The sequence below is a fragment of the Flavobacterium sp. CLA17 genome (assembly GCF_013112255.2).
Lineage (GTDB): Bacteria > Bacteroidota > Bacteroidia > Flavobacteriales > Flavobacteriaceae > Flavobacterium > Flavobacterium circumlabens.
Genome location: NZ_CP068294.1, coordinates 3,293,941 through 3,315,310, shown reverse-complemented (window position 1 = coordinate 3,315,310; position 21,370 = coordinate 3,293,941). Strand labels below are relative to the sequence as shown.

Here is a 21,370-nt window from a genome sequence, read left to right as displayed (position 1 = left end):
AGGCTTTTTTTCTTCTCAAAAAACATTATCAATACCTTTAGGAATCGACACTGTAAAGTTGATTAATAACAATTCGTAAGGGGAGTAATAAAGTACGTTTTTAGGTACAAAAAAATACGGTATGTATGTTTTGTGTATATTTTTTAGATTTTAAAAACGGTATTATAAAAAAAAAATCAAAAAAAGATATACAGTATTCAAATAATTAAGAATTTAGTATAAGGCACCTTCAGTAAGGTGATGACACGTGTAATTGTATTTCTCAGAATTTATTTTGGGTATTTATTTCAAATAAGCTATTGATAATCAGTTTTAGTATGCTGGGAATTGTATAACTTCTGGCTGAAATTAAATACTTTTTTAGCCTAGGCCCGGTTGTACCTTAGTATCAAGTTAAAATATTTTATAACCAAAAAAAATTAGTTATGGCAGAGATCAAAATTGAGAAAAAGAAGCCGATATGGCCATGGATTATAGTAGTGCTGATAATTGCAGCGCTTGTATATTTTCTGTTTGCAAAAAATAATGAGGCTACAAGTGAAAGCGGCACAGAAATCGAAAATACTACAAGTACAGATAGTATAGCACAGTAACCGGGAAACAGGCAGGTTTCAGGAAATGCCCTGGTGAATTTATAAGCCGCAATAGAAGCAAGGACAAAATACCCGCTAATGCTTCTGCAATTAGATTTAGCGTAAAAATGAATTTATAATACTAAAAAAAGAATTTATGGAAAATAAAGATAGAAATTTATACAGACTGGACGAACTTTCTGATTATAAAGTCGCTTCAGATTATTCTGACGTAAGAGGATGGAAAATAGTAGACGCTGACAACCGTACCATCGGTAAAGTAGATAATCTTTGGGTTAATAAAGATATGCAGCGCGTTGTTTATCTGGATGTGAATGTCGATAAGGGATTAATAGACGACGGACAAAATGAGGTGCATGATGCTATAGCGAACGATAATGCACAGGAATTTATGTATAAAGACGGCGATAGCCATATTATCATTCCGATTGGATCCGTATCTATAAATAAAGACACGAAAATTGTCTTAGCCAATGGTATAGGCTATGATACCTTCAGAAAAACGAGCCGATACAGTCAGCAGCACAATTTTGACAGAAACTATGAAAGAAGAGTAATGAACGGATATTATCCTGAAAATAATGCCAGTCCCGGGTCTGATAGTGATGATGACACTTTTTACCATCGTAAAGAATTTGACAACCACTAGTACTGCTCATTGGAATATCTTATAAAAAAAGATCAAACGTCTAAGAATGTTTGATCTTTTTTTTATTTAGTTTGAAAAAGTCCCTAATCCTGTAAACTGTTCCATTTATCACCTGAGCATACATCATTTATAGCGCTAAGAATCACAAAAGCCGGATTAATAAACTAAACTAGTGCTTATGACTAAAAAAGGAGTATTTCTACCTGCATAAAAATCTAATGAGAAACTTAAATTTGATGTGCGGTTTTTGAAAAATCTTTAACCGTTCTGATGTCTAATATAAAAAAATCAAAAGATGGTAAATTTAGAAGAATCATTTTATAAAATTCAGATGAAAGGCTCGCATAACAGTTATGATGAAAAAAAGCCTTCAATAGTCCAACAACTCACCTTTAACCCTGTATATCCTGCTAATAACGGATGTTTATGTCTGGAGTTCGATATTTGGAGGCACAGTTCTGATTATACACCTTATGAAAAGATAAAAGATAATTATTTTACCGTTTCGCATGCTACTCCTGGCAAAACAAAACTCAAAAAGTATCTTGACGACATGATAGAATGGCACAATTTGCATCCAAACCATCTTCCAGTCGTGGTCTATCTGGACATCAAGAGCTCTGGAGGGGGGTATAAGAGGTTTCATGAAGAAATAGATACTTATCTGCAGCTATACTTCGGAGATGATAAAATCTATAATCCTGGAATTTTGATGCCAGATAAAAGAGCAGGTCTTTATGACAATGTTAGGGTTTACGGATGGAAGAAAATCAGTACTATGACCGGCAAGTTCTTATTCTGCCTAAGCGGTAATCCAGGTTGGAAAACTACGTATTCTAATACTGATCCTATCGAGAGACGCTGTTTTAGTGATTGTGATGTAAATGGCAAAAGTGTCCCGGGAGACATTCCTAATATTGTAGTGTTAAATATAAAGGCAGGCGAGGCAATGAACCAAACTTTTGACAGTTTTTCGGGCAGCCGTCTCATCAGAGTTTATGGAGCGGAAAAAAAGAATGAATGGGAAGTTTTAAAAACTTTGGGTTACACCATAATTTCAACCGATAAAGTAAATGGCACGGATTGGGCTAAGATGTCTGACTCTTCACCAATTAAATTAAGGTAATGATAAGCAAGACAACGACAAAAATAAATTTCACGCGAAAGCTTTTGTATCAGCCAATTTGTTGGCGGCATTAAAATTTCGCTTGGAATCTTTAGTTACGCTGTATCCAAAAATAAAGACTTGAAAATTGTCATGGACAACGGTAGGTATCGTATAAAAACAGATAAAAAGATCAAACATTCTTAGACGTTTGATCTTTTTTTTACCAGATACGGGTCTTGTTATAGATCAATAAAAGAATTGTTCAAATACTATTTTGCCCTCATGCACTTTATAGACGCAAATTTCTTCCATTGTAAATCTTTCTTGCTCTTTAAAGGTCATGTCAGCTGACCAGGATACACTAAAATAATCTCCTCCAATGACCGGGTCTGAAATAATACGCTCATGAACCTGCTCAACTAAAGATTCAAATAATTGGGATTTTTTCAAAATTTCCTGTAGTCCCTCTACAGTTTTTGGCAGCAGAAAATCATTCGCTTCAATACTGATACAATTTTCGGCATACAACTCTGTTTGTACTTCGTAGAATTTATCCTGACGGCAAAGTTCTATAAATTTAGCAGCAACTTCATTTGTTGTTAAAATAGTTTGTTTCATTTTAAATGGATATTTTATTTATAATCTTATTTCTAGTGACAAAGTTAGGGTATACAAGTTACCGTATGATACCAGTTTCCCAAAGGAAAGCGCTTACTTTTAGGAAAGTTTGTTACCTTGCCAACCATGAAAATAATTGAAGAAAAAGCAGTACAGGACCCGGAAGAATGTGCCCGGTCACTCAGCAATGTAATTGATGCTATGTTTGTACTTAACGGGAGATGGAAACTGGCATTAATTCTTTGTATCTCTCAATCCTCAAAGCGTTTTAGTGAAATTCAAAAAGAAATTCCCATATCCCCTAAGGTTTTGGCGAACGAACTAAAGCATTTGGAATTAAACAACTTTATAAAACGAAATGTTTTTCCAACAACGCCAGTAACGATTATCTATGAAGCCACCGAGTACTGCCAGACTTTAAAAAATGTTCTATGTGAACTGGATGCGTGGGGGAAACTACATAGAAAAGTAATAACGGGAAAGTAAGGTAATCAGCTTAAGTAGTAACTTTGCACCTGATTCTTTTACATCAGTAAATAGTATAAAAAAAAGCCTTCGGTATACTTACCGAAAGCTTTATCTATTTTAATTTTCAGGAAAAGATCTAGTTAAAATGTTCTGCAATGTATGCAATTAGATTTTCATCACTCATTTTATTAGAGGTGCTTTCAGTTGATGCTGCATTTTTATACTGTGCGGATTCAGCCAAAAATTTAATAAATTGCTCCTGACTTTGTCCGGTTCCTGTAATATGAATTTGATCAACGTTAGGCATTTTACTCGCAATCTCTTTGAAAAATTTTTGCGTTAAGCTGATTTCCTGATTATTTGAATTTTTTTCATTGGAGTTATTATCCGGTCCTGCATTTTTTACATGTCCCAGTACAACAAATTCTCCATTATCAACATTTTCTTTCCCTACGATTATTGCGTTGTGCGAATCCATCCAAACTCCAAACGACTTCTTGTTTTTATCTGACATAATTTTATATTTTATTAAAGATAACCTTCTGAAAATCATTAAAATGAAAATTGGGTAAAGATTGTGATTTTAAAGGCTTTTACTTTTAAAATTAGCCACAGATCCGTTAATGCTTTGGATTAAGTAAGAAATAATTGCAGCAATAGATTCTGCAGGTTCTTTAAAACCGTCAAGGACCCAATCTTTCATTAATGCGATCGTGCCCTGTTCTCCAAATAAATAGACTTTCTCTAATAAAGATTGCTGAATAGCTGCGTCACCATTATTTTGTAAGGTCAGGTCAGTTTTTCTAAAGGATGACAACGCCTTTGAAAGCAGACTGCTGGAATCAGTTTCAGAAAAAATAATGACACTCATTTTTTTATCGCGTTCCAGAGTCCTGCAGGAAGCCAGAATAATATCGTTTACATTGTCCATATTTTTAATGGAATCCATCAGCGCATTGAAGATCTCATCCTCCATTTCCCGTATTATTTCATACGTGGTATTATAGTGCTTGTAAAAAGTGTTTCTGTTAACGTCTGCAGCCTTGCACAATTCGGTTATCGAGATTTGATTGAGGGACTTATTTTTAAGCAGGTCCAACATTGATTCGCGCAAAACCATTTTGGTATAGCGCACGCGCCTGTCAGTAGTTACTTTCATCGATACATTTTTTTTTCTAAAGTTATACTTATTGAACAATTTGCGGTCGATTTGCGTATTAAGGAGCAATCCGGTAAAAATTGAAAATTTAATTTTTGATTCTGGCTTTGAATTTGTCACCTGTAACAAAAGTAACACATTGTATATTTATAAGCAAACTGTTCGAATTCTATTGATTAGACTTCGCTTATTTGCTAAAAACTATGACAGCCATCATTTTGTGGTTGCTGTTTCATAACAGTTGTTACGAAATTATTTTTAACCCTTTAACTATTTAAGTATGAAAACAAGAAAGAGATTATGTATTAAATTCTGCTTCAGTGCAGTATTGTTTATGGCAGCTGGTTTTTATGCCCATTCTCAGGATCTGACGGGTCTATGGCTTACCAAGAATGGCATCAGCAAAATCGAGATTTACAAGGCAAAAGACGGATTGTACTATGGAAAATTAATATGGACAAAAGACCAGAGCGAGAAAGCTAAAAAATTTCATGGAGAACTAATCCTTACAGGGCTTAAGCAGGAAAGTGCTATAGCATATGAAGGAAAGGCGCATGATCCGGAAGAAGATAAAACGTATAGCTGTATCATCAAGGTCAAAGATGCAAACCAACTTGACCTGCGGGGTTACATTGGCATCTCACTTATTGGCAGGACAGAACGGTGGATACGCGTTTCCAGATAAATTTATCTAATACTATTTAAATTAAACAGCACTCATGTATAGAACTAATAAAATCCTTTCCCATATAATAACTTCGGGCAGCTTATATTTTTCAAAATCGAAATTCCTATATTCAGAAGCAGGACCTCTCCCAAACAAGATAGAAACAAACAGGCCTGTTATCATCATCGGTTCCGGATATGGCGCCGCTGTTGCCGCCTTACGCCTTTGTGAAGCAGGTAAAAAAGTGTTAATTCTGGAAATGGGGATCAACTGGAAAGAATCCGGGATTCCGTACTCCGGCTTATTAAAACCGGGGCGAAGTGCCGCCTGGCTGAAAAGGAAAACTATTGCACCATTCCTGAATATTTTTCCTTTAAAACCCTTTACGGGAGCTTTAGACAAGTTTAATTTTAAGAATATAGACGTTTGGGTGGGCAGAGGCGTTGGCGGCGGCTCAATTGTAAATGGCGGGATGGCAGTTGTACCTAAAGAGAGTTATTTTAAAGAAGTTTTTCCACACCTTGATGCCGAAAAATTTTACAACTTTTATTTTCCACTGGTCAATAAAGAGCTAAAAGTCAATGGTATTGAGGAACAATTTGTAAAAGATTGTCCGTACTATAAATTTACCCGTGTAGGAGAAGCAGAAGCGCATAAAGCCGGTTTTAAGACCGTACGTGTACCCAATGTGTATGACTTTAAATACATGGAAAGGGAATATAAAAACGAAGTGCCACGGTCTGCACTAAATACCGAAGTAATTTACGGTAACAATCATGGTAAAAACAGCCTTGATAAAACCTATCTGGCAAAAGCACTGGCTACAGGCAACCTCGAAATTCTGGATTTGCATTGCGTGGATATGATAACGAGGAATGAGGATAAAAGCTTTTGCCTGAAGGTTAGACAAATTGACACTTCGGGAAAAACTGTTGCCGATAAAACTTTTCGCTGCGATAAATTAGTGCTGGGTGCCGGTACTATGGGAACCTTAAAGCTGCTGCTGAGCGCTCAGGACAAAAATAATTTTCCTCTGGATAGCACGGTTGGGAAAAATTGGGGGAACAACGGTAATTTTATGACCGGCAGAAACTGGGTCAGACCATTATCAGGAGGAACGGGTGCGCTGCAATCGACCATTCCGGTAGGCGGGGTCGATAACTGGGAGGATAGTGAACATTCCTTTTTTACGGAAATTGCCCCTTTACCAATGGGTGTAGATGTAGCGACCGCGTTATATCTAATGATCAACCGGGTAGATAAAAAGGGATCGGTAACCTATGATAAAGTGCAGAATCGTCTTGTATTAGACTGGAATGAAAGCCATACGGTAAAGATGAAAGCGAATGCAGACTATTTTGTTCGTAAAATGAACCGTGCGAATGGCGGGACAAGAAGCCACCTGCTTTTTAAAAATGGTTTTGGCGCCAATATCTGTTATCATCCGCTGGGAGGTTGTGTTTTAGGCGAATCCACTAATGTATATGGTAAACTTAAGGAGCATGACAATCTTTATGTAATTGACGGATCCTTAATTCCGGGAACCATTGGCGTGAATCCCTTTATGACCATTACCGCCATTGCGGAATACTGTATCGAAAATCTTATTGCACAACGAGAGTTTGAGTAAGCTTGTAAATTTGATCCTGAATTGTAATTCAAAACGGTTGTCAGGCTGAGCGGAGTCGAAGCCTCTTTCCTGTAAAAAAGCCTTCGACTTCGCTCCGGATGCCCTTCGACTCCGCTCAGGATGACAATGATTTCTAAAAAGAATAAAGCTATTTTATTCAAATTATACTTTTATCCATTTGTTTTTATATATAATCAAAAGGATAATTTATTATAGTAAATGGATTGTTAATAGTAATGTAAGGTAATTTTAAAAATGCCGTAACCTGAGTTGGACTATTAAATTGTTTTTTTGAGATAAAAATTTTTTTATGGAAAATAACAATGATTTAGGCAGAAGAAGGTTTCTTAGAAATTCTTTATTGGCTGCCGGGGGAGTTTTCATCGCTCCACTTATTGAAAGCTGCAGTGACGATGATAAGCCGGATAACAGCGGTGCGCCGGATGGATTGAAAAATGAAGGGTTTGAAACAGGAGTAGCCAGTTTTGACCCTACTGAAACAGGAGTGATTATCTGGACCAGATATTCAGCAGCTTCAGACGCTGAAATTACCTGGGAGATCAGTAAGGATGCTACATTTTCTGAAGTAACAAGAAAAGGGCAGGCCGGAGCATCTTCCACAAATGATTTTACAATAGCGGTAGACGTTCAGAATATTTCTTCCAATACCAAATATTATTACAGATTTTATAATGCCAAAACCAAACAGGTCACTGTTACCGGAGAAACACGCACGCTGCCGTCTAAAACAGATAGTGTAAATGATGTAAAAATGGCTGTGGTTTCCTGTTCTAATTTTCCGGCAGGACTTTTCAACGTGTATGGAGCGATTGCTTCTTCAGATGCCGATGTAGTGGTGCATCTTGGAGATTATATTTACGAATATGCGCCGGGACAGTACGGAACAAATCCTTTTACCAATCCGCTGGGCAGAGCACATCAACCCGCCAGGGAGATTATAAGCCTAAGCGATTACAGAGAACGATACAGACAATACAGAGGAGATAAAAACCTTCAGCTGCTTCATCAGAAAAAACCTTTTATATGTGTCTGGGATGACCATGAGTTTGCCAACGATTCTTATAAATCCGGTGCAGATAACCATCAGCCGGGTGAAGGGGATTTTCAGATGAGAAAAATGGCCGCTTTTCAGGCCTACAGCGAATATATTCCGCTAAAGACAGGAAAAGATCTTAGAATTTACAGAAGTTTTAATTTCGGTACTATTCTTTCCCTTTATATGATGGATACCAGAGTGATTGCAAGGGATAAGCAGATGAGTTATGCGGATTATATTGATAATGGCGGAAATTTTGACCAGACAAAATTTAGAACAGATCTGTTAAGCACCAGCAGAAAATTAATTGGAAGCGAGCAAATGACATGGCTGGGATCACAGATCAGTGCAGATACTGCCAAATGGAAAGTATTAGGGCAGCAGATCCTGATGACAAAAATGCTGATTCCTGCAGAACTGCTTATGCTTTTGAACCAAATTTTAGCAGAAGTCGATCAATTAGGAAGTGCACAGCCGGCCACCATGCAGGCTCTTATTAATACCATCTCGCAACTGGTCGTTATTAAAATGAGACATAAACAAAATGATCCTTCTTTAACTCCCCAGGAAATTGCAAGGGTTACGACCACTTTGCCTTATAATCTGGATGCCTGGGACGGTTATTTTGCAGAAAGAGAACAATTGTATGCAATGCTTTCCGGAAAAAATGTTGTGGTTTTAGCCGGAGATACGCACAACGCCTGGATGGGTAAACTGAATGATATGCAGGGGAATCACATAGGAACTGAAATAGCGTGCAGTTCTGTTTCATCACCAGGATTGGAATCGTATCTTGGAATCACTGCAGACCCTTCAAAAGCGATAGAATTAGCACAGGCATTTACCGTACTGATAGATGATTTAGAATATGCAAATTTGTATAAACGAGGCTATACGTATCTGAAATTTACAGCATCCGGTTCAGAAGCCGAATGGCGATTTGTAGACAATGTAACCACTGAAACGACCACTACTGTTACAGAAAAAAAATATACTATAGCATAGAAATGGCAGTCGGCACTGCTTGTTTTTTTTTGAAAGTGTCAAAAAAGGATTGAATTAAATCGGAACAGGACTAATCCTGTTCCGATTTTTTTATCCTACGAGAGCAACACACCATAAAATTCCTGGTGCTACAGCAGAAAGAAACGGTGTTGAGAGAACTGTTGTTGCATAAGTAAGCAGTTTATAGTTTATAGTTTATGGTTTATAGTTTATGGTTTTTCAATTAAAAAATGTGACAGCTATATATTTGAATAAAATATCTTTATTCTTTTAGAAATTATTGTCATCCTGAGCGAAGCCGAAGGCTTTTTTACCTGAAAAGGGCTTCGGCTTCGCTCAGCCTGACATCAGTTCTGAATAACATTCAACGGATAGTTATCTTAAGTTATTATTCTGAAAAATATTCACAGTAGCTTTAGAATACCTTAACCATAAATATTTAATTTAGATTGACCCAAGTAATTTTGAAATTATTTTCCTGTATTATATTGCTGATCAGACCTTAATCCTTTAAATATTTATCATTACGTAGTAATAAACAATTCTAGAAGTTCTCACCGGATGTAAATGATCAGGAAATATTGAAAAATTATGGTCAATTACACTGATTATTCTACTATATTCGCGCAAAATAATTTTTGCTGCATCAGACTTATGCGCCGAAATTAAGATGCTAAATGTTTTATATTGAGGCTTATAAGTAAGTGGATGGCATTACTTTTAAGTTTCTCCAAAAAGACTCATTTTTTAAACCCAATAAGAACCAGAAGGTTCACGAATAATTACTTAAAAACTTCAATTCAAAATTAATTAAATAAAAAAATGATACTGAAAAAAATCTATCTTCTTGTAAACATAGTTCTACTTTTTAATTTTAGCTATTCGCAAAATTTGGAAAAGAAAAAAATAGGTTTAATTTTTAATATAAATGGTCCCTACAGAATTACCAGACAAGCAATGTCTAATACGATTGAAAGATCAAATGTAGACAAAAAGGATATGTTTTATAGCGCTTATAAGTTTTTAGAGACAGGAAAAGGAAACCCAACTGAAAGAATACTTAAAGCATATTTAAAAAATTTAGATTCATTAAATGTTGAAATTACTCAAATAAAAGATACAATCAGTCAGGCAAATTCCCCAATTTTCGTTTGGACAAAACCAGAATATGTAAGCGAAGATTTAAAAGAAATAAAAACGAAATACAATTTAGACTATTTGTTTATTGTTGATGGCCAATTTGGAATAGAATTTGAAAAAGCAGGAGTCTTTAATGGAGATAAAAGAACAAATATTTTTTTAAATAATGCTTTTATAAATTTGGAAACAAATGAAGTAGTTTCAAATTTTAATGTTGGGAATATTAGTAATATTAAAAAGAAAAATATACTTAGTCCTCCAAATTTTCCAAATATTGAAAAAAGCATGAATGACCTTTTAAATGATAAAGTACTACCTGAAATTGAACGAAAAATTAAACGAAAAATAGTTATCCCTTAGAAAAGTAAAATATAGCGCTATTGCATAATTTTGTAACGCATGAAGCAACCAGCTTCTTATATCCAACTATGAGCAATACATTTTCTGACAGCAGCCAAATTAAAACAGTATCTACTTTCTCCGAACTTATACATACCGATTTCAAAGGAGAAATGAATGCGCTATGCTGGTACAGAAATCTGGATGGCGATTTTAACGAGATTGTAACCCAACTACGTTTAAAAGAAAATATAACCGAAGTGTATCGGGAAGACCTAATCGCACTGCAACTCTCAGAAAAGGGGAATAGGGCGAGGGAAGTCATTTTAAACGATTTACAAGTATTAACTGATTACGGGGCTTCGCCATCTCTTAATGTCCTGAAGTGCTACGAACGTGATGATGAATTTGATTTCATATCGACCGATGTGTATTCATTTCATGTAGATCGTTCGCCCATTGCAACAGACACTTTTTTATGTACCTATCACGGAGCGGCAAGTGATATTATTCCGAATGCGCAGGCAGACCAAAAAATCCTGATTCCGGAAATACGGGCAAAGTTAAAAGAACTGTACGACGGACCTGCGGAAGGATTCGAAGAGTTTTTGAAGGAGAATTATTTTGATTTGCATTATCAGCTACATGACGATGCACAACCTGTTAATTTGGGTTTAGGCCATCTTTGGCGACTGGCCGTAGATCATCCGAAACAACAAGTGCTGCCTTGTATTCACAGAGCACCCATAGAAAACGAAGGGGAATATCGGTTGTTGTTGATTTGTTAAGGAAATTCTATTGATACTTACTCAGATCCAGATTCAGAATAGCACCTACTTTGCTAAACTCCTCATTAATCTTTGCATTCAGGATGAGTTGTTTATTGTGTATCGGATGATTAAAAATCAACTGATGTGCATGAAGCATCATTCCTTTCAGGTCAAAATGCTCCAGCCATAATTTATTTTGTTTGTTACAACCATGTGGGCGACTTCCTAAAATGGGATGAAAAATATGTTTGAAATGTTTTCGTAGTTGGTGCATCCGTCCGGTTTCAGGAATCGCTTCTACCAGACAATATCGTGACGTTGGTTTATTGTTAAATTCTAAATCCACTTCGGCATTTTGCAAACGATGAAAGTAGGTGATTGCATTTTGTGTAATGTCATCATCGTTGGTTAAATCATAATCAATCGTTAGTTCTTCGGGTGACCAGCCACGTAAAATGGCTAAATATTTTTTTTCGACTTCGCGTGTGGCAAAACGATCATTCATAATTTTCAAAACGGCTGTATCCAGCGCAAATAACAAGACACCGGATGTTTTGCGGTCTAACCGATGAACAGGATAAACGTGTTGCCCGATTTGATTTCTTAATTCCTGAATGGCATACACTTTTGCATCACGCGCATAAAATGATTTGTGAACCAGCAACCCGCTTGGTTTATTAATGGCGATAATATATTCGTCCTGATAAAGAATTTCTAACATTGGGCAAAAGTAAAAGAGATTTTGATTGAAATCTCTTTTAGGACTTATTTATTTCTATAGTTTTCTTTTATTTTAGATCGAAAAATAGATAGCTGCTACAACGGTTATGGGCAATTGGCTTGATGGGCAGATGCTTTTGTATTTGGAATAATTTGGCAAATCTGAAAATAGGGCTTAATTTAGTCCCAAATCCACTGTAGTATCGGGACGTTGGGAGATATTACTGCAGAACAGAAACCGAATGAAAAACATATCTGAATTGATTTTAGCTTTGAATAGCTTAAAAAGTAGACATTATTTTTTTATTAGAGAAAATCTACAAACTATAAAACAAACTGAAAAAAAAATAAGCCTAAAATTTCCTAAAGATATTAGTGAGTTTTACTCAATCTATAATGGAGGTTTCATTCCGGATTCTTTAATATCAGAAAAGAAAATTAGTGACGGTAGATTTTATGATGAAATTGAATGGGAAAGCAATTCATTTCTTAACCTTGAAGATATTATTTATTACTACAATCTAGATGAAGAAAACTCAATAAACTTTAAACAAGAAGAAAAGTTAAACTCAAAAAGATTAATCCCTTTTTTTAGAACCAAAGAACAAGAATTTTTAGTTTTTACAGAAAATTCACTTATACTTTGGGCTAAAGAAATGGAAAATAATCAAATCTCATGGATTAATGTATACCCAAATTTCGAAAGTTTTTTAAATGAATATATTAAAAATGAGGGTGAAATTAGTTTATAAAGAAATAAAAACAACTGCTAACAGCTACTACAACGGATTTGGGCAATAATGCTTATTCAAAAAAATAATGTAGTTTTATTCTCCGAATTTTGAAATTAAATCATTCAAAATTTGGTCCAAAAATACGGCAAATAAAACGGTGAATTTAGAAAACCAAAAATTGGGCTAGAAACTTGAAACCGCCTACGGAACCTTGAAAAAATATTAATAAGAATAAAACAAAAATGAAATCAAAAATCTTTCTCATATTCTATTTGTTAATTTCAAATGCCTCTTTTGCTCAATATGGATATCATCATTATTTTCCACTAATGGGTAAAATCAAATCATACGAAACTTTTCAAATAATTGAAAACGATTCGAAAGAAAAACAAATTTTAGTTGAAAAATTAACTTATGACAATAATAATAGGGTTTTAACTAAAAGTACTAACGAGCTCTTGTATAAAACACCAAGACAAGAAAAAAATATTTATAAAAAAAATTTAGTTATAACCTATGAATGCAAGTGTAATGATATAAATGAGTTTATAAATAACTTCGCTATCAAAGATAAATCTGAATTGAAAAACAAAAAAAGTTCAGGTTATGGTTCTGGTCAAGAACCCACAAAATTTGTCACTTACAATTACTCCGACAAAAAGGGAAATATTACATTAACCGAAAAGTTTGGAGAATCTGGATATAAAACTTTAACAATAAAAACTCTGTATAATTTTGCAAATAAAGTTAGCAATAAAAAAGTTTTTGATTTTGATGACAACCAGACTGATGATTATACGTATGAATATGATAAACGTGGTAATTTAATTAAAGAAACTTCAAAAGACATCAAATATTCAGTTTATTATACACATTTATACAAATATGATAACATTGATTTTCAAAATGAAATGATGACATATGGAAATGATGAACTCATATCTCATGATACTTATATAAAAGTTGTAAGTAAAAATAAGGAAGAAATATATAAAATGGATAATTTAAAAAACTTAAAAAGTTTGTACAAAGAAACATTTTATAATTCAAAAAACATCGTCATTCAAACAAAAGAATATTCTAATTACGATACAATTATAAAAAGTAAAGAAAAAAAATATACAGAGAATGGAATCCTTTCCAATATCAATTATGTTGACCATTTAAGTGCTTCGAATTTAAAATTTGAACAAGTGTTTGATTCTAAAAAAAACTGGATTGAATTAATTGTTTATATATCTTTTCCAAATCAAAAAGAAAGAAAAGAAAGAAGGATAAAATATATACGAAATATTGAGTATATAAAATAACAGTGCCTAACAGCTACCACCCCTGCGGATTTGGGTAATTGGATTAATGGAAAATTGATTTTGTATTTGGGGTGATTTGGCAAATCCGAAAACAGAGTTACTGTTAAAAATCGGGATCTGTCGTTCTGCTTCGCGATCACTTTTAGGATGCGTTTTTCTTTTGATGAAGGTTGAAGAAAGGATTTATAAAATGAGTTATAAAAGAGAAACCTGATACCGGAGTAACATGTGGTATCAGGTTTTCATGTTTTAATCGATGCTCTTATTGGATACTCTTTGCGGGTGCGAAGTCAGGAGATGTTCGGACAGCGCATGCGATGAATTTATCATTTGTAAGGAACTCTTCGCGGAGATGGGGATTTTTTTCCATAAAACTCAATTCCTCTTTGCTTTAATGGGTTAGTGCTCCATTCTGACCATTGATTAGTATAGGGATCATAGCCGCATTTTAAAGGCTTTGAATAAATGTTGTTATCAGGATCTTCAATATAAGCACGGCAATCTGTACAGATATGCCGGAACTCACAATCCTTGCAGACCGTTATTTGATCTTTGGTAATGTTCCAGTATTTTTTAAAGTTTGGGTTGTTTAATCCTTCCTCTAACGTAATGTCTTTTATATTGCCAAAACTCTCCGGCATTGACGGACAATTTTTTATGTTTCCGTTTTTGTCGATGGCCAGTTTTTTGTTTAGACAGGTATTATACTGCTGTGATTCACTAAAAAGTTTGATATTAGAATAGAAATATTCAGCATTTATGATTCCACAATGTTTTTCATTACTTACATTTCTTTTTACCATCATGACGTAGCCCATGTTTTGATGTACGGGTTCATAACTTTTATCACAAGGGGAATTAAAAAGTATAATGGAATGTATCCGGCTGTTTTCTGCTAACAGGATATTTAGCTCCTCTATAGTAAAACTTTCATCAAAAGGGAGTATAAAATCAACCGAGACAATTCTGGATTTTTCTTTTTTTAATAATCCGTCGATGCTGTTTAGATACTCCAGACTACAATTTCGGTAAAAACGCAGCTGAAGATAAGAACATTTTAGCTTCTCGAATTGAGGTACTAAAGCACTAAAATCATGAATAATTTCATCGTAATCTATAATAATGTTCGTGATTAAAGAAGGCGTATTCCATTCCATGGACATTCGCGGAAATAACTCCGGATTCGGATTAAAAAAGATAAGTTGATTTTGAATTAAAAAATCAAAGTACTCCTCAATTATTGCATCATATTCATTCTGAAAAGCCTTTTTCACGGCTGCAATACTTTTGCCGTTATAGGTTTCCAGAATCGCATATAATCCATTCGGAATGAAGTAATACTGGTTACTCTTTGTGTCACAAATAATACTTCTGTTAAAACCCTTTACGGGAATGCAGTCTGCAAAAAGAATAAAAGGAAGCTGTCTCACATCAGATTATTTTAGAAATAGGTTTGACAAAAGGTTTCACTATATTTTGTGAATTCTGATACACCTGCATTGCAATAAGGGTACTTTTAGGTTTGGTTTTATTCGGAAATCCGGTATTGGATTTATATTTCAAACCATTAAAAACATTGATCGGATGTTTATTTTCCATCTTCCAGTATTTTAGCTACTTTATTTTCGAGATAATAATTGCAGGCATTATTTATAAAACTGACCTGTCCTGTTGGGTTTATTTCCAGAAAATAATAGTCATCATTACAATACATTAAATCAGCAGAACCATAATTTAAATTAAATTTCTCAAAGACTTTTTCCAGTTTCTCTTCAATCTTTCCGGGCAATTGAAACGGAATCATTCTTAAATTCTGCATACTGCTCAGCTTTGTCCGGTAATCAATAGTGTGGTCAAAAACGTGAATCGCTGTGGCATAAAAAGATCCGTCGATATAAATTACCCTGATTTCGAAATCGGCGATAATTCTTTCCTGAAAAAAGGAAATGGCGAATTCACTCGGCGTCTGATGAAGTATTTCAGGAGTTATTTGAAAAGTTACATTAAAATTGTAGAGGAAATCGTTGTCTTCATAATAGGGACTGTCTAAAATTCTTTTGGAGATGATCCCGTTTTTACCTTCAAAAGTATTGTAGAACATCTTCAGCTTTTCTTTGCTGCCGGTAATCAGCGTGTGCGGTATTTTCAATCCTTGCGCTTTGGCCTCTAACATCATATCAAGACGATTGGTCTCAAAATCTGCTATTCTTTTTCCTATTTTTTTAATGGATTTTTGTAAAACAAAAGCATCGTTCAGCACCTCATAACATTTGTTTTCATACTCGTTTCCACCTGAGTTGATGCATCCGCCATTGAACCAGATACTTTTTATTTTTTCCAGCTCTGTATTTTCCCGATATTCTGTTTTCAATACATAGGAACTACTTTCATTGCTAAAACTCATGGCTTCAATCGTAACGCTGTCAGATTCTCCTATCCTTATGAAATCACTGTCCAGACAATCAATCACATTGTTTACAAAATCATCCACATCTTTGCTGTATATTAAAATCATACGCTCTATAATTTTTCGTAAAATTCCCAGTCATCCGTTAACTTCATAATCAGATTGTAATTTTCCTCGTAATAATCATCTGTTTCTTTAGGGTTCTTATAGTTGTACGCTTCAATAACAAAATTATTGTAATCCATAATAAATCCATATGGATTACTGAATTTGAAACGTAGTTTACGAATCTCTACATCGTTTCTTTCGTACGATTTCAAGATGTACAAATTGCCTTTATAGATATGAAAACAGGAATTATAACCTGTATCGCTATTAAAATCTCTTTTGCGATCGTACTCCAGTGCATTACTGCTTTGGTCAAGCAATTCCTTTAGAGTATCCAGGTTTTTTGTTTTTTGCTGCTCAGCATGCAGCATCAAAACATTAAAATCGGGAAAGGACAGGAGCGTAGTATCATTGACGACATAACAGCCTGTTTTTTCTTCAGACGGATAACCTTCTTTTTTCAGCAGGTCAATTAATTTGTCCGTCACTCTTTCTGTGGTTTCGTATAAGACTTTTGGATTTTTTCGGTTTTCCAATCCATAATCAGCCTGATCTTCTTGGAGCAAATCGTCTAATTCTTGTAGTAGTCTGAGATTCCAATGGCCTTTTGACCCTTTGCAAATGGAATCATATTTGCTGCTAAAATTTTTCCATTCCGGATTTTTCCGCATAGAAGTAAAAATCTTCGCCTTAAAATACGGCAGTTCCACCCCCTTTAAAGCCAGTTTTTCGCTCCACCCAAAAGCAGTTTTTAAATCTCTCGATAAAATAGCACAACGAATAGCATTATGAATATCTCTCGCGAATAATACGGGATACTTTTGATTCAGCGTATTATATTCTTCTTTTGCCCTGGCATATTGTCTGGCAAAAATATAATTCTCGGCATTTTTTGTGTAGGTGTAGTAGTTGACTTCTCCTTTCCGTGCATTTTCTTTTTCAATATCAGATACCAGTCTGTTATTGGTAATTAAGGACTTACAGTCCGGTTCTTTTCTTTCAGCGCTCTTTTTTGCTTTCTTCTTATTTGGGTTATAAATCATGGAACCCAAATCAAAAATTTCGGAATAGTTTGAACCTGATCCAAAGGCAACCCATGTTTTTGCTGTGATTTTGCCACTTATTTTAAAAGGATGTCTTACCGCAAGTTTGATTTTGGAATACGCATAGGTCTTAAAGTAAAAAGCAGGAAATTTATCCAGTACTGTAAACGCATCAATTTCTTTATGGTTCCATTTTACTTCGACACTATCTCTGTTTACAATTTTACCTAAGTAACATGCTTTTATCGTATCTGTTTTTTCTCCAAGATAGATATGAACAAAGGCTTGTTGTTTTTTAGTATGTATCAATTCATTCGAACCCCAATTGCTATTTCCGGTCACATAACCTTCTATAGTTATCCTATTGTCTTTTGGATTATAGCTACAGGTACTGATCTCTACTTTTAAAAAGCACATCGATAAATATTCAACAAAATTAAAGTTCCTGAAATTTTTGCTCCTAAAGGTTACCCCATAATTTACAATTCCTTTGTAATTCCGGTCATCTACAAAATAAGAAATGCTGTCTTTTGATTTTGAAAACCAATTGTCCCCGGACTTCCATAAATTATAGACCTGATCGGCTACTTTGTTAGTATCAAAATCACGCTGATTATAGTTTTTGTAACCCGATTTGTTTTGACTTAACGATACAGGGATCGAAGCAATGTTTACTAAAACAATTAATAATATTACAGATATTCTTTTCAAAATAGGAATCAGTTAAGGGAGAAAATAAATAAAGGGTATTCAAAACAAGTCTGGATTTACCTTTATAAATCCAGACTAAAATAACTATAAAGACGATAGGGACGGATCCAAATCCTCTTGTTTTAATGCTAAAGAAGGAAGTTCTTCACCCGGAACAACCTGTACAAATCTCACATTGCTTCTGTTATGAAACGTAAGCGTTCCATTTCTGTACGAGTCATAACCATAATCATAAATAGCATTTTGTTTTAAGAGTCCGTGCGGTCCCTTAGTAGTTCCGCCACTGCTTACGGTACCTCCGCCATTAAGGTTAACCATTTGCTCTTTTTTTAAAGTACAGTCTTTAAACTTTTCTAAATCTAATCTTTCCAGTTTCATAATCAAGTAGTTTTAATTTATAATCAGTTTTGTAAAACCATCCACATTACTTTTTCTATCCTTTTTTTAAGTGCAAAATAATATGTGAATAATTTTACATTACAAACATAGTAATAAATCTTAAAAGTAGGAATAGTACTTTATAAAATAGATAACTATAATTAAAAATAGTAAGAAAAATAATATATTAATAGAAAATACTTCTATATTTGCCTCTTTAATAATAATTATTTAATACTAGTAAAGTCATGGCAAAAAGCAAAGACAACATCATCACTCACGGATTGAGTGGGAAAGTAGGAGACATTATCGTATTTAGCCAGAGAGGCAATAAAACAATCGTTTCAAAAGCGCCAAAAGAGCGTACGGGAGAGCCGACTGAAAAACAGAAGCAGCACACTTTACGATTTCAGGAAGCGATCCTCTATGCAAAGACAGCCGTAAAAGACGCTGCCACCAAAGCGATGTACGATGCAAGTGCGAACGCTAAGAAAAATGTAAGTGGTTACAATGTGGCAGTAGCCGATATGCTGCACGCTCCGAAAATTGAAGAAATAAACCTTTCGGAGTACAAAGGCAAAAAAGGAGATACGATCAGTGTAAAAGTAACCGACGACTTTAAAGTGGTCGCCGTAAAGGTACTTATAGAAAATGCCGACGGGACACTGGTAGAAGAGGGCAACGCCAAAATAAGTGCCAATGGTCTGGATTGGATTTATACGGCTACTAAAGAAAACGACGATTTAACCGGGGATAAAATCACCATTCAGGCTACAGATTTACCTGACAATCTGACTGAAAAAGAGCAAAAACTCTAAAAATCTCCAAAAAAAGTTTGGACGGAGGAGTGACGGAAGAGTGACGGTACGGTGACGGAGAAGTGACGGGTGCGAAAATAATGTCAAACTGTCAGAATTACCGTTAAAAATCGGGATTTGTCGTTCTCCTTCTCCATCATTTTTAATATGCTTTTTTCTTTTGGTGAAGGTTGAAGGAGGATTTATAAAAAGAGTTCAAAAAGAAAAACCTGGTACCAGAGTAACATCTGGTATCAGGTTTTTTTGTTTTAATCGATGCGCTTTGTAGATAATTGTTGCGGGTGCGAAGTCAGGAGACGTTCGCACAGCGTATGCAATAAATTTAATATTTGTAAGGAACTCTTCGGAGAGCTGGTATCAGGTTTTTTGTTTTAATTGATGCGCTTTGCGGATTATCGTTGGGGGTGCGAAGTCAGAGACGTTCGCACAGCGTATGCGATAAATTTAATATTTGTAAGGAACACTTCGGAGAGCTGGGTTTATTTGGAATAATTTTAATTAAATTGTTCACTACAATGCATAATTGGCTCAATCCTAGGACAAATTTTTTTAAACTCTTCAATATAAATATTTTTAATCCTTTTACTATAATCTATATAATTGTATTCTTCAATTTGATATAATGTAGCATCATGCATAGGAATTAAAAACTCAACAGTTCGGATTTCATTTCTTACCCTAATTAAAGCTTTTTTATAAATTAGTGATGCGGTACTCTGAATTACATGACTCAATGACCAAGGAGACTCGTTATCTAAAGAATACCTGAAGTTACCTTCTTTAGTTCCAATTTTTTTATTCTTTTTAATATTCATATTAATGCTTTCTCTGAATTCTGCTAGCTTTGTGAATTTTGAAAAATATAATTGACATTTACTATCCAGTGTATTATCTCCATACATATACCTATAAAAAATTACTTTAGCATCTGATCTCTTGTTCTTATCTCCCAATACCTTTTCTGCTAAATCACTATATATATCTGAGTTATATAAATTTATTAATGTATCATCATAGCTAAGAGCTGCAAGGATACCAGCCTCAAATTGACCATAATCAATATATAAGAACTTCATCCCTTTCTCAGGAACTATAACGACTCTATTATTTTTTTTAAGATTTTGTAGCGCAGGCTGTCTTAATGTTATTCTTGATGATATTGTTCCAAATCCTAAAAATGTTGGATAAGTTTTGTTAGCACCTCCCCAATGAGATAGCATAAAAATAAAACTATCTAAATCATTTTGATTTCTGAGTAAATCATAAAAAATTAAACAAACGGGATCTTGATTTCTACGAATTTTAAAGGAATATGTAAGTGATTTAATATAATTAAATTTTTTTGAAGCTAAATAAGATAATTGTTGCTGTTCATTTTCTGGATTAAAAATGTTGTATTCTAATTGTAAAATGTTTTTTAATCTATATATGTCTTCTTCTAATTCGATACACTTTTGTTTAGCAATTTCTAAATCAATAGGAACTCCTTTATGTTGTCTTTCGTAAATCAGTTGATTTATCTTTAACTCAATATTTTCAAATCTTTCTCTTTCACAATCATCTTTATCAATTAGAGTTTTAAATAGAGATGACAAATGCTCTAAAATTAATTTAAAATTACTTTTTTTCAAGTCAAATTCTGAATCTATAACCTTATGGTGTCTTAATGCATGTATGGCTTTCCAACTTTTATAATTACGAAATTCTTTTCCTTCTTGTGCCATTTGCTTGTCCAAACATTCTAAGTCAATTATAGTAGGTAGTTTTTTAATTCTACTATTTGCTCTGATATGTTGAATAAGTTGACTAGTTTGAAATGTAACGTACAAACTTTCTTGATTAATTATAATTGTTTCACTAAGAGTATAATTATCATGGTCGTCAATATCTAGTGAATGCCATTGAGACTCTACAAACATTAAAATGTATCTTTTCATA

General features: G+C 34.2%; 22 protein-coding genes. 12 read left to right on the top strand and 10 right to left on the bottom strand.

The annotated features are described in order from the left end of the window. Positions 1-425: 425 nt before the first annotated feature. The 3 genes from HAV12_RS13570 to HAV12_RS13560 all read left to right on the top strand — a co-directional run bounded on the left by HAV12_RS13570 (position 426) and on the right by HAV12_RS13560 (position 2,368). Positions 426-593, top strand: coding sequence for a hypothetical protein (locus HAV12_RS13570; protein WP_171570128.1), 168 nt, complete (start codon positions 426-428; stop codon positions 591-593). A gap of 136 nt (positions 594-729) precedes the next feature. After that, positions 730-1,242, top strand: coding sequence for a PRC-barrel domain-containing protein (locus HAV12_RS13565; RefSeq protein ID WP_171570127.1), 513 nt, complete (start codon positions 730-732; stop codon positions 1,240-1,242). Positions 1,243-1,537: 295 nt separating this feature from the next. Then, complete coding sequence (locus HAV12_RS13560; protein WP_171570126.1) at positions 1,538-2,368, top strand: Ca2+-dependent phosphoinositide-specific phospholipase C; 831 nt, start codon at positions 1,538-1,540, stop codon at positions 2,366-2,368. 228 nt (positions 2,369-2,596) lie between these two features. Here HAV12_RS13560 and HAV12_RS13555 read toward each other — a convergent pair whose 3' ends face one another. Next, complete coding sequence (locus tag HAV12_RS13555; RefSeq protein ID WP_171570125.1) at positions 2,597-2,968, bottom strand: SnoaL-like domain-containing protein; 372 nt, start codon at positions 2,966-2,968, stop codon at positions 2,597-2,599. 126 nt (positions 2,969-3,094) lie between these two features. On the opposite strand from HAV12_RS13555, the gene HAV12_RS13550 reads away from it, so the two are divergent. After that, positions 3,095-3,454, top strand: coding sequence for a helix-turn-helix domain-containing protein (locus HAV12_RS13550; RefSeq protein WP_171570124.1), 360 nt, complete (start codon positions 3,095-3,097; stop codon positions 3,452-3,454). A gap of 118 nt (positions 3,455-3,572) precedes the next feature. Here HAV12_RS13550 and HAV12_RS13545 read toward each other — a convergent pair whose 3' ends face one another. Beyond that, positions 3,573-3,950: a hypothetical protein gene (locus tag HAV12_RS13545; RefSeq protein ID WP_171570123.1), complete on the bottom strand. Its 378-nt coding sequence runs from the start codon at positions 3,948-3,950 to the stop codon at positions 3,573-3,575. 69 nt (positions 3,951-4,019) lie between these two features. Beyond that, positions 4,020-4,595: a TetR/AcrR family transcriptional regulator gene (locus tag HAV12_RS13540; RefSeq protein ID WP_171570122.1), complete on the bottom strand. Its 576-nt coding sequence runs from the start codon at positions 4,593-4,595 to the stop codon at positions 4,020-4,022. A gap of 280 nt (positions 4,596-4,875) precedes the next feature. Here HAV12_RS13540 and HAV12_RS13535 point away from each other — a divergent pair, with 280 nt between their 5' ends. The 5 genes from HAV12_RS13535 (at position 4,876) to HAV12_RS13515 (ending at position 11,221) form a co-directional block, all read left to right on the top strand. Further along, positions 4,876-5,280, top strand: a complete 405-nt coding sequence (locus tag HAV12_RS13535; RefSeq protein ID WP_171570121.1) for a DUF2147 domain-containing protein — start codon at positions 4,876-4,878, stop codon at positions 5,278-5,280. Positions 5,281-5,314: 34 nt separating this feature from the next. Continuing rightward, positions 5,315-6,892, top strand: coding sequence for a GMC oxidoreductase (locus HAV12_RS13530; protein ID WP_171570120.1), 1,578 nt, complete (start codon positions 5,315-5,317; stop codon positions 6,890-6,892). Positions 6,893-7,202: 310 nt separating this feature from the next. Then, the gene (locus HAV12_RS13525) at positions 7,203-8,954 is read left to right on the top strand and encodes an alkaline phosphatase (protein ID WP_171570119.1); all 1,752 of its coding nucleotides are present in this window, start codon (positions 7,203-7,205) and stop codon (positions 8,952-8,954) included. A gap of 891 nt (positions 8,955-9,845) precedes the next feature. Beyond that, positions 9,846-10,454 (top strand): hypothetical protein, encoded by a 609-nt coding sequence (locus tag HAV12_RS13520; RefSeq protein ID WP_205423315.1) that lies wholly within the window; start codon positions 9,846-9,848, stop codon positions 10,452-10,454. 68 nt (positions 10,455-10,522) lie between these two features. Beyond that, entirely contained in the window at positions 10,523-11,221 is a 699-nt protein-coding gene (locus HAV12_RS13515; RefSeq protein ID WP_171570117.1) for a DUF1826 domain-containing protein, read from the top strand. Between the two features lie 7 nt (positions 11,222-11,228). On the opposite strand, the gene HAV12_RS13510 is transcribed toward HAV12_RS13515, so the two are convergent. Continuing rightward, positions 11,229-11,924 carry a pseudouridine synthase gene (locus tag HAV12_RS13510; RefSeq protein WP_171570116.1) on the bottom strand — a complete coding sequence of 232 codons (696 nt, stop codon included), beginning with the start codon at positions 11,922-11,924 and terminating at the stop codon, positions 11,229-11,231. A 241-nt stretch (positions 11,925-12,165) separates the two neighbouring features. Between HAV12_RS13510 and HAV12_RS13505 the strand changes: the two genes are divergently transcribed. Both HAV12_RS13505 and HAV12_RS13500 read left to right on the top strand, forming a co-directional pair. Further along, positions 12,166-12,675 carry an SMI1/KNR4 family protein gene (locus HAV12_RS13505; protein WP_171570115.1) on the top strand — a complete coding sequence of 170 codons (510 nt, stop codon included), beginning with the start codon at positions 12,166-12,168 and terminating at the stop codon, positions 12,673-12,675. Between the two features lie 224 nt (positions 12,676-12,899). Beyond that, a complete protein-coding gene (locus HAV12_RS13500) occupies positions 12,900-13,967 on the top strand; it encodes a hypothetical protein (protein WP_171570114.1) in 1,068 nt (355 codons plus the stop codon). Between the two features lie 326 nt (positions 13,968-14,293). On the opposite strand, the gene gwsS is transcribed toward HAV12_RS13500, so the two are convergent. The 5 genes from gwsS to HAV12_RS13475 form a co-directional block, all read right to left on the bottom strand. Beyond that, the gene (gene gwsS / locus HAV12_RS13495; protein WP_171570113.1) at positions 14,294-15,397 is read right to left on the bottom strand and encodes a grasp-with-spasm system SPASM domain peptide maturase; all 1,104 of its coding nucleotides are present in this window, start codon (positions 15,395-15,397) and stop codon (positions 14,294-14,296) included. A gap of 1 nt (position 15,398) precedes the next feature. Continuing rightward, positions 15,399-15,566 carry a hypothetical protein gene (locus HAV12_RS13490; protein WP_205423314.1) on the bottom strand — a complete coding sequence of 56 codons (168 nt, stop codon included), beginning with the start codon at positions 15,564-15,566 and terminating at the stop codon, positions 15,399-15,401. Further along, positions 15,556-16,482, bottom strand: a complete 927-nt coding sequence (locus HAV12_RS13485) for a hypothetical protein (RefSeq protein ID WP_171570112.1) — start codon at positions 16,480-16,482, stop codon at positions 15,556-15,558. The genes HAV12_RS13490 and HAV12_RS13485 overlap by 11 nt, the downstream gene beginning before the upstream one ends. A 5-nt stretch (positions 16,483-16,487) precedes the next feature. After that, on the bottom strand, positions 16,488-18,236 hold the full coding sequence (locus HAV12_RS13480) for a hypothetical protein (RefSeq protein WP_171570111.1): 1,749 nt from the start codon (positions 18,234-18,236) through the stop codon (positions 16,488-16,490). A gap of 84 nt (positions 18,237-18,320) precedes the next feature. Beyond that, on the bottom strand, positions 18,321-18,614 hold the full coding sequence (locus HAV12_RS13475; RefSeq protein WP_197984801.1) for a hypothetical protein: 294 nt from the start codon (positions 18,612-18,614) through the stop codon (positions 18,321-18,323). Positions 18,615-18,862: 248 nt separating this feature from the next. Here HAV12_RS13475 and HAV12_RS13470 point away from each other — a divergent pair, with 248 nt between their 5' ends. Then, positions 18,863-19,432 (top strand): hypothetical protein, encoded by a 570-nt coding sequence (locus HAV12_RS13470; RefSeq protein WP_171570110.1) that lies wholly within the window; start codon positions 18,863-18,865, stop codon positions 19,430-19,432. 494 nt (positions 19,433-19,926) lie between these two features. Here the strand turns inward: HAV12_RS13470 and HAV12_RS13465 are convergent, their stop codons facing one another. Further along, positions 19,927-21,369 (bottom strand): DNA polymerase, encoded by a 1,443-nt coding sequence (locus HAV12_RS13465; RefSeq protein ID WP_171570109.1) that lies wholly within the window; start codon positions 21,367-21,369, stop codon positions 19,927-19,929. Position 21,370 lies beyond the last annotated feature (1 nt).

Excerpts from the sequence above, each read along its gene's own strand:
- HAV12_RS13550 (WP_171570124.1), top strand. The coding sequence starts at position 3,095 with ATGAAAATAATTGAAGAAAAAGCAGTACAGGACCCGGAAGAATGTGCC.
- HAV12_RS13540 (WP_171570122.1), bottom strand. The coding sequence starts at position 4,595 with ATGAAAGTAACTACTGACAGGCGCGTGCGCTATACCAAAATGGTTTTG.
- HAV12_RS13535 (WP_171570121.1), top strand. The coding sequence starts at position 4,876 with ATGAAAACAAGAAAGAGATTATGTATTAAATTCTGCTTCAGTGCAGTA.
- HAV12_RS13525 (WP_171570119.1), top strand. The coding sequence starts at position 7,203 with ATGGAAAATAACAATGATTTAGGCAGAAGAAGGTTTCTTAGAAATTCT.
- HAV12_RS13465 (WP_171570109.1), bottom strand. The coding sequence starts at position 21,369 with ATGAAAAGATACATTTTAATGTTTGTAGAGTCTCAATGGCATTCACTA.
- HAV12_RS13570 (WP_171570128.1), top strand. The coding sequence starts at position 426 with ATGGCAGAGATCAAAATTGAGAAAAAGAAGCCGATATGGCCATGGATT.
- HAV12_RS13510 (WP_171570116.1), bottom strand. The coding sequence starts at position 11,924 with ATGTTAGAAATTCTTTATCAGGACGAATATATTATCGCCATTAATAAA.
- HAV12_RS13545 (WP_171570123.1), bottom strand. The coding sequence starts at position 3,950 with ATGTCAGATAAAAACAAGAAGTCGTTTGGAGTTTGGATGGATTCGCAC.
- HAV12_RS13555 (WP_171570125.1), bottom strand. The coding sequence starts at position 2,968 with ATGAAACAAACTATTTTAACAACAAATGAAGTTGCTGCTAAATTTATA.
- HAV12_RS13490 (WP_205423314.1), bottom strand. The coding sequence starts at position 15,566 with ATGGAAAATAAACATCCGATCAATGTTTTTAATGGTTTGAAATATAAA.
- HAV12_RS13560 (WP_171570126.1), top strand. The coding sequence starts at position 1,538 with ATGGTAAATTTAGAAGAATCATTTTATAAAATTCAGATGAAAGGCTCG.
- HAV12_RS13565 (WP_171570127.1), top strand. The coding sequence starts at position 730 with ATGGAAAATAAAGATAGAAATTTATACAGACTGGACGAACTTTCTGAT.
- HAV12_RS13515 (WP_171570117.1), top strand. The coding sequence starts at position 10,523 with ATGAGCAATACATTTTCTGACAGCAGCCAAATTAAAACAGTATCTACT.
- HAV12_RS13530 (WP_171570120.1), top strand. The coding sequence starts at position 5,315 with ATGTATAGAACTAATAAAATCCTTTCCCATATAATAACTTCGGGCAGC.
- HAV12_RS13470 (WP_171570110.1), top strand. The coding sequence starts at position 18,863 with ATGGCAAAAAGCAAAGACAACATCATCACTCACGGATTGAGTGGGAAA.
- HAV12_RS13505 (WP_171570115.1), top strand. The coding sequence starts at position 12,166 with ATGAAAAACATATCTGAATTGATTTTAGCTTTGAATAGCTTAAAAAGT.
- HAV12_RS13485 (WP_171570112.1), bottom strand. The coding sequence starts at position 16,482 with ATGATTTTAATATACAGCAAAGATGTGGATGATTTTGTAAACAATGTG.
- HAV12_RS13500 (WP_171570114.1), top strand. The coding sequence starts at position 12,900 with ATGAAATCAAAAATCTTTCTCATATTCTATTTGTTAATTTCAAATGCC.
- HAV12_RS13475 (WP_197984801.1), bottom strand. The coding sequence starts at position 18,614 with ATGAAACTGGAAAGATTAGATTTAGAAAAGTTTAAAGACTGTACTTTA.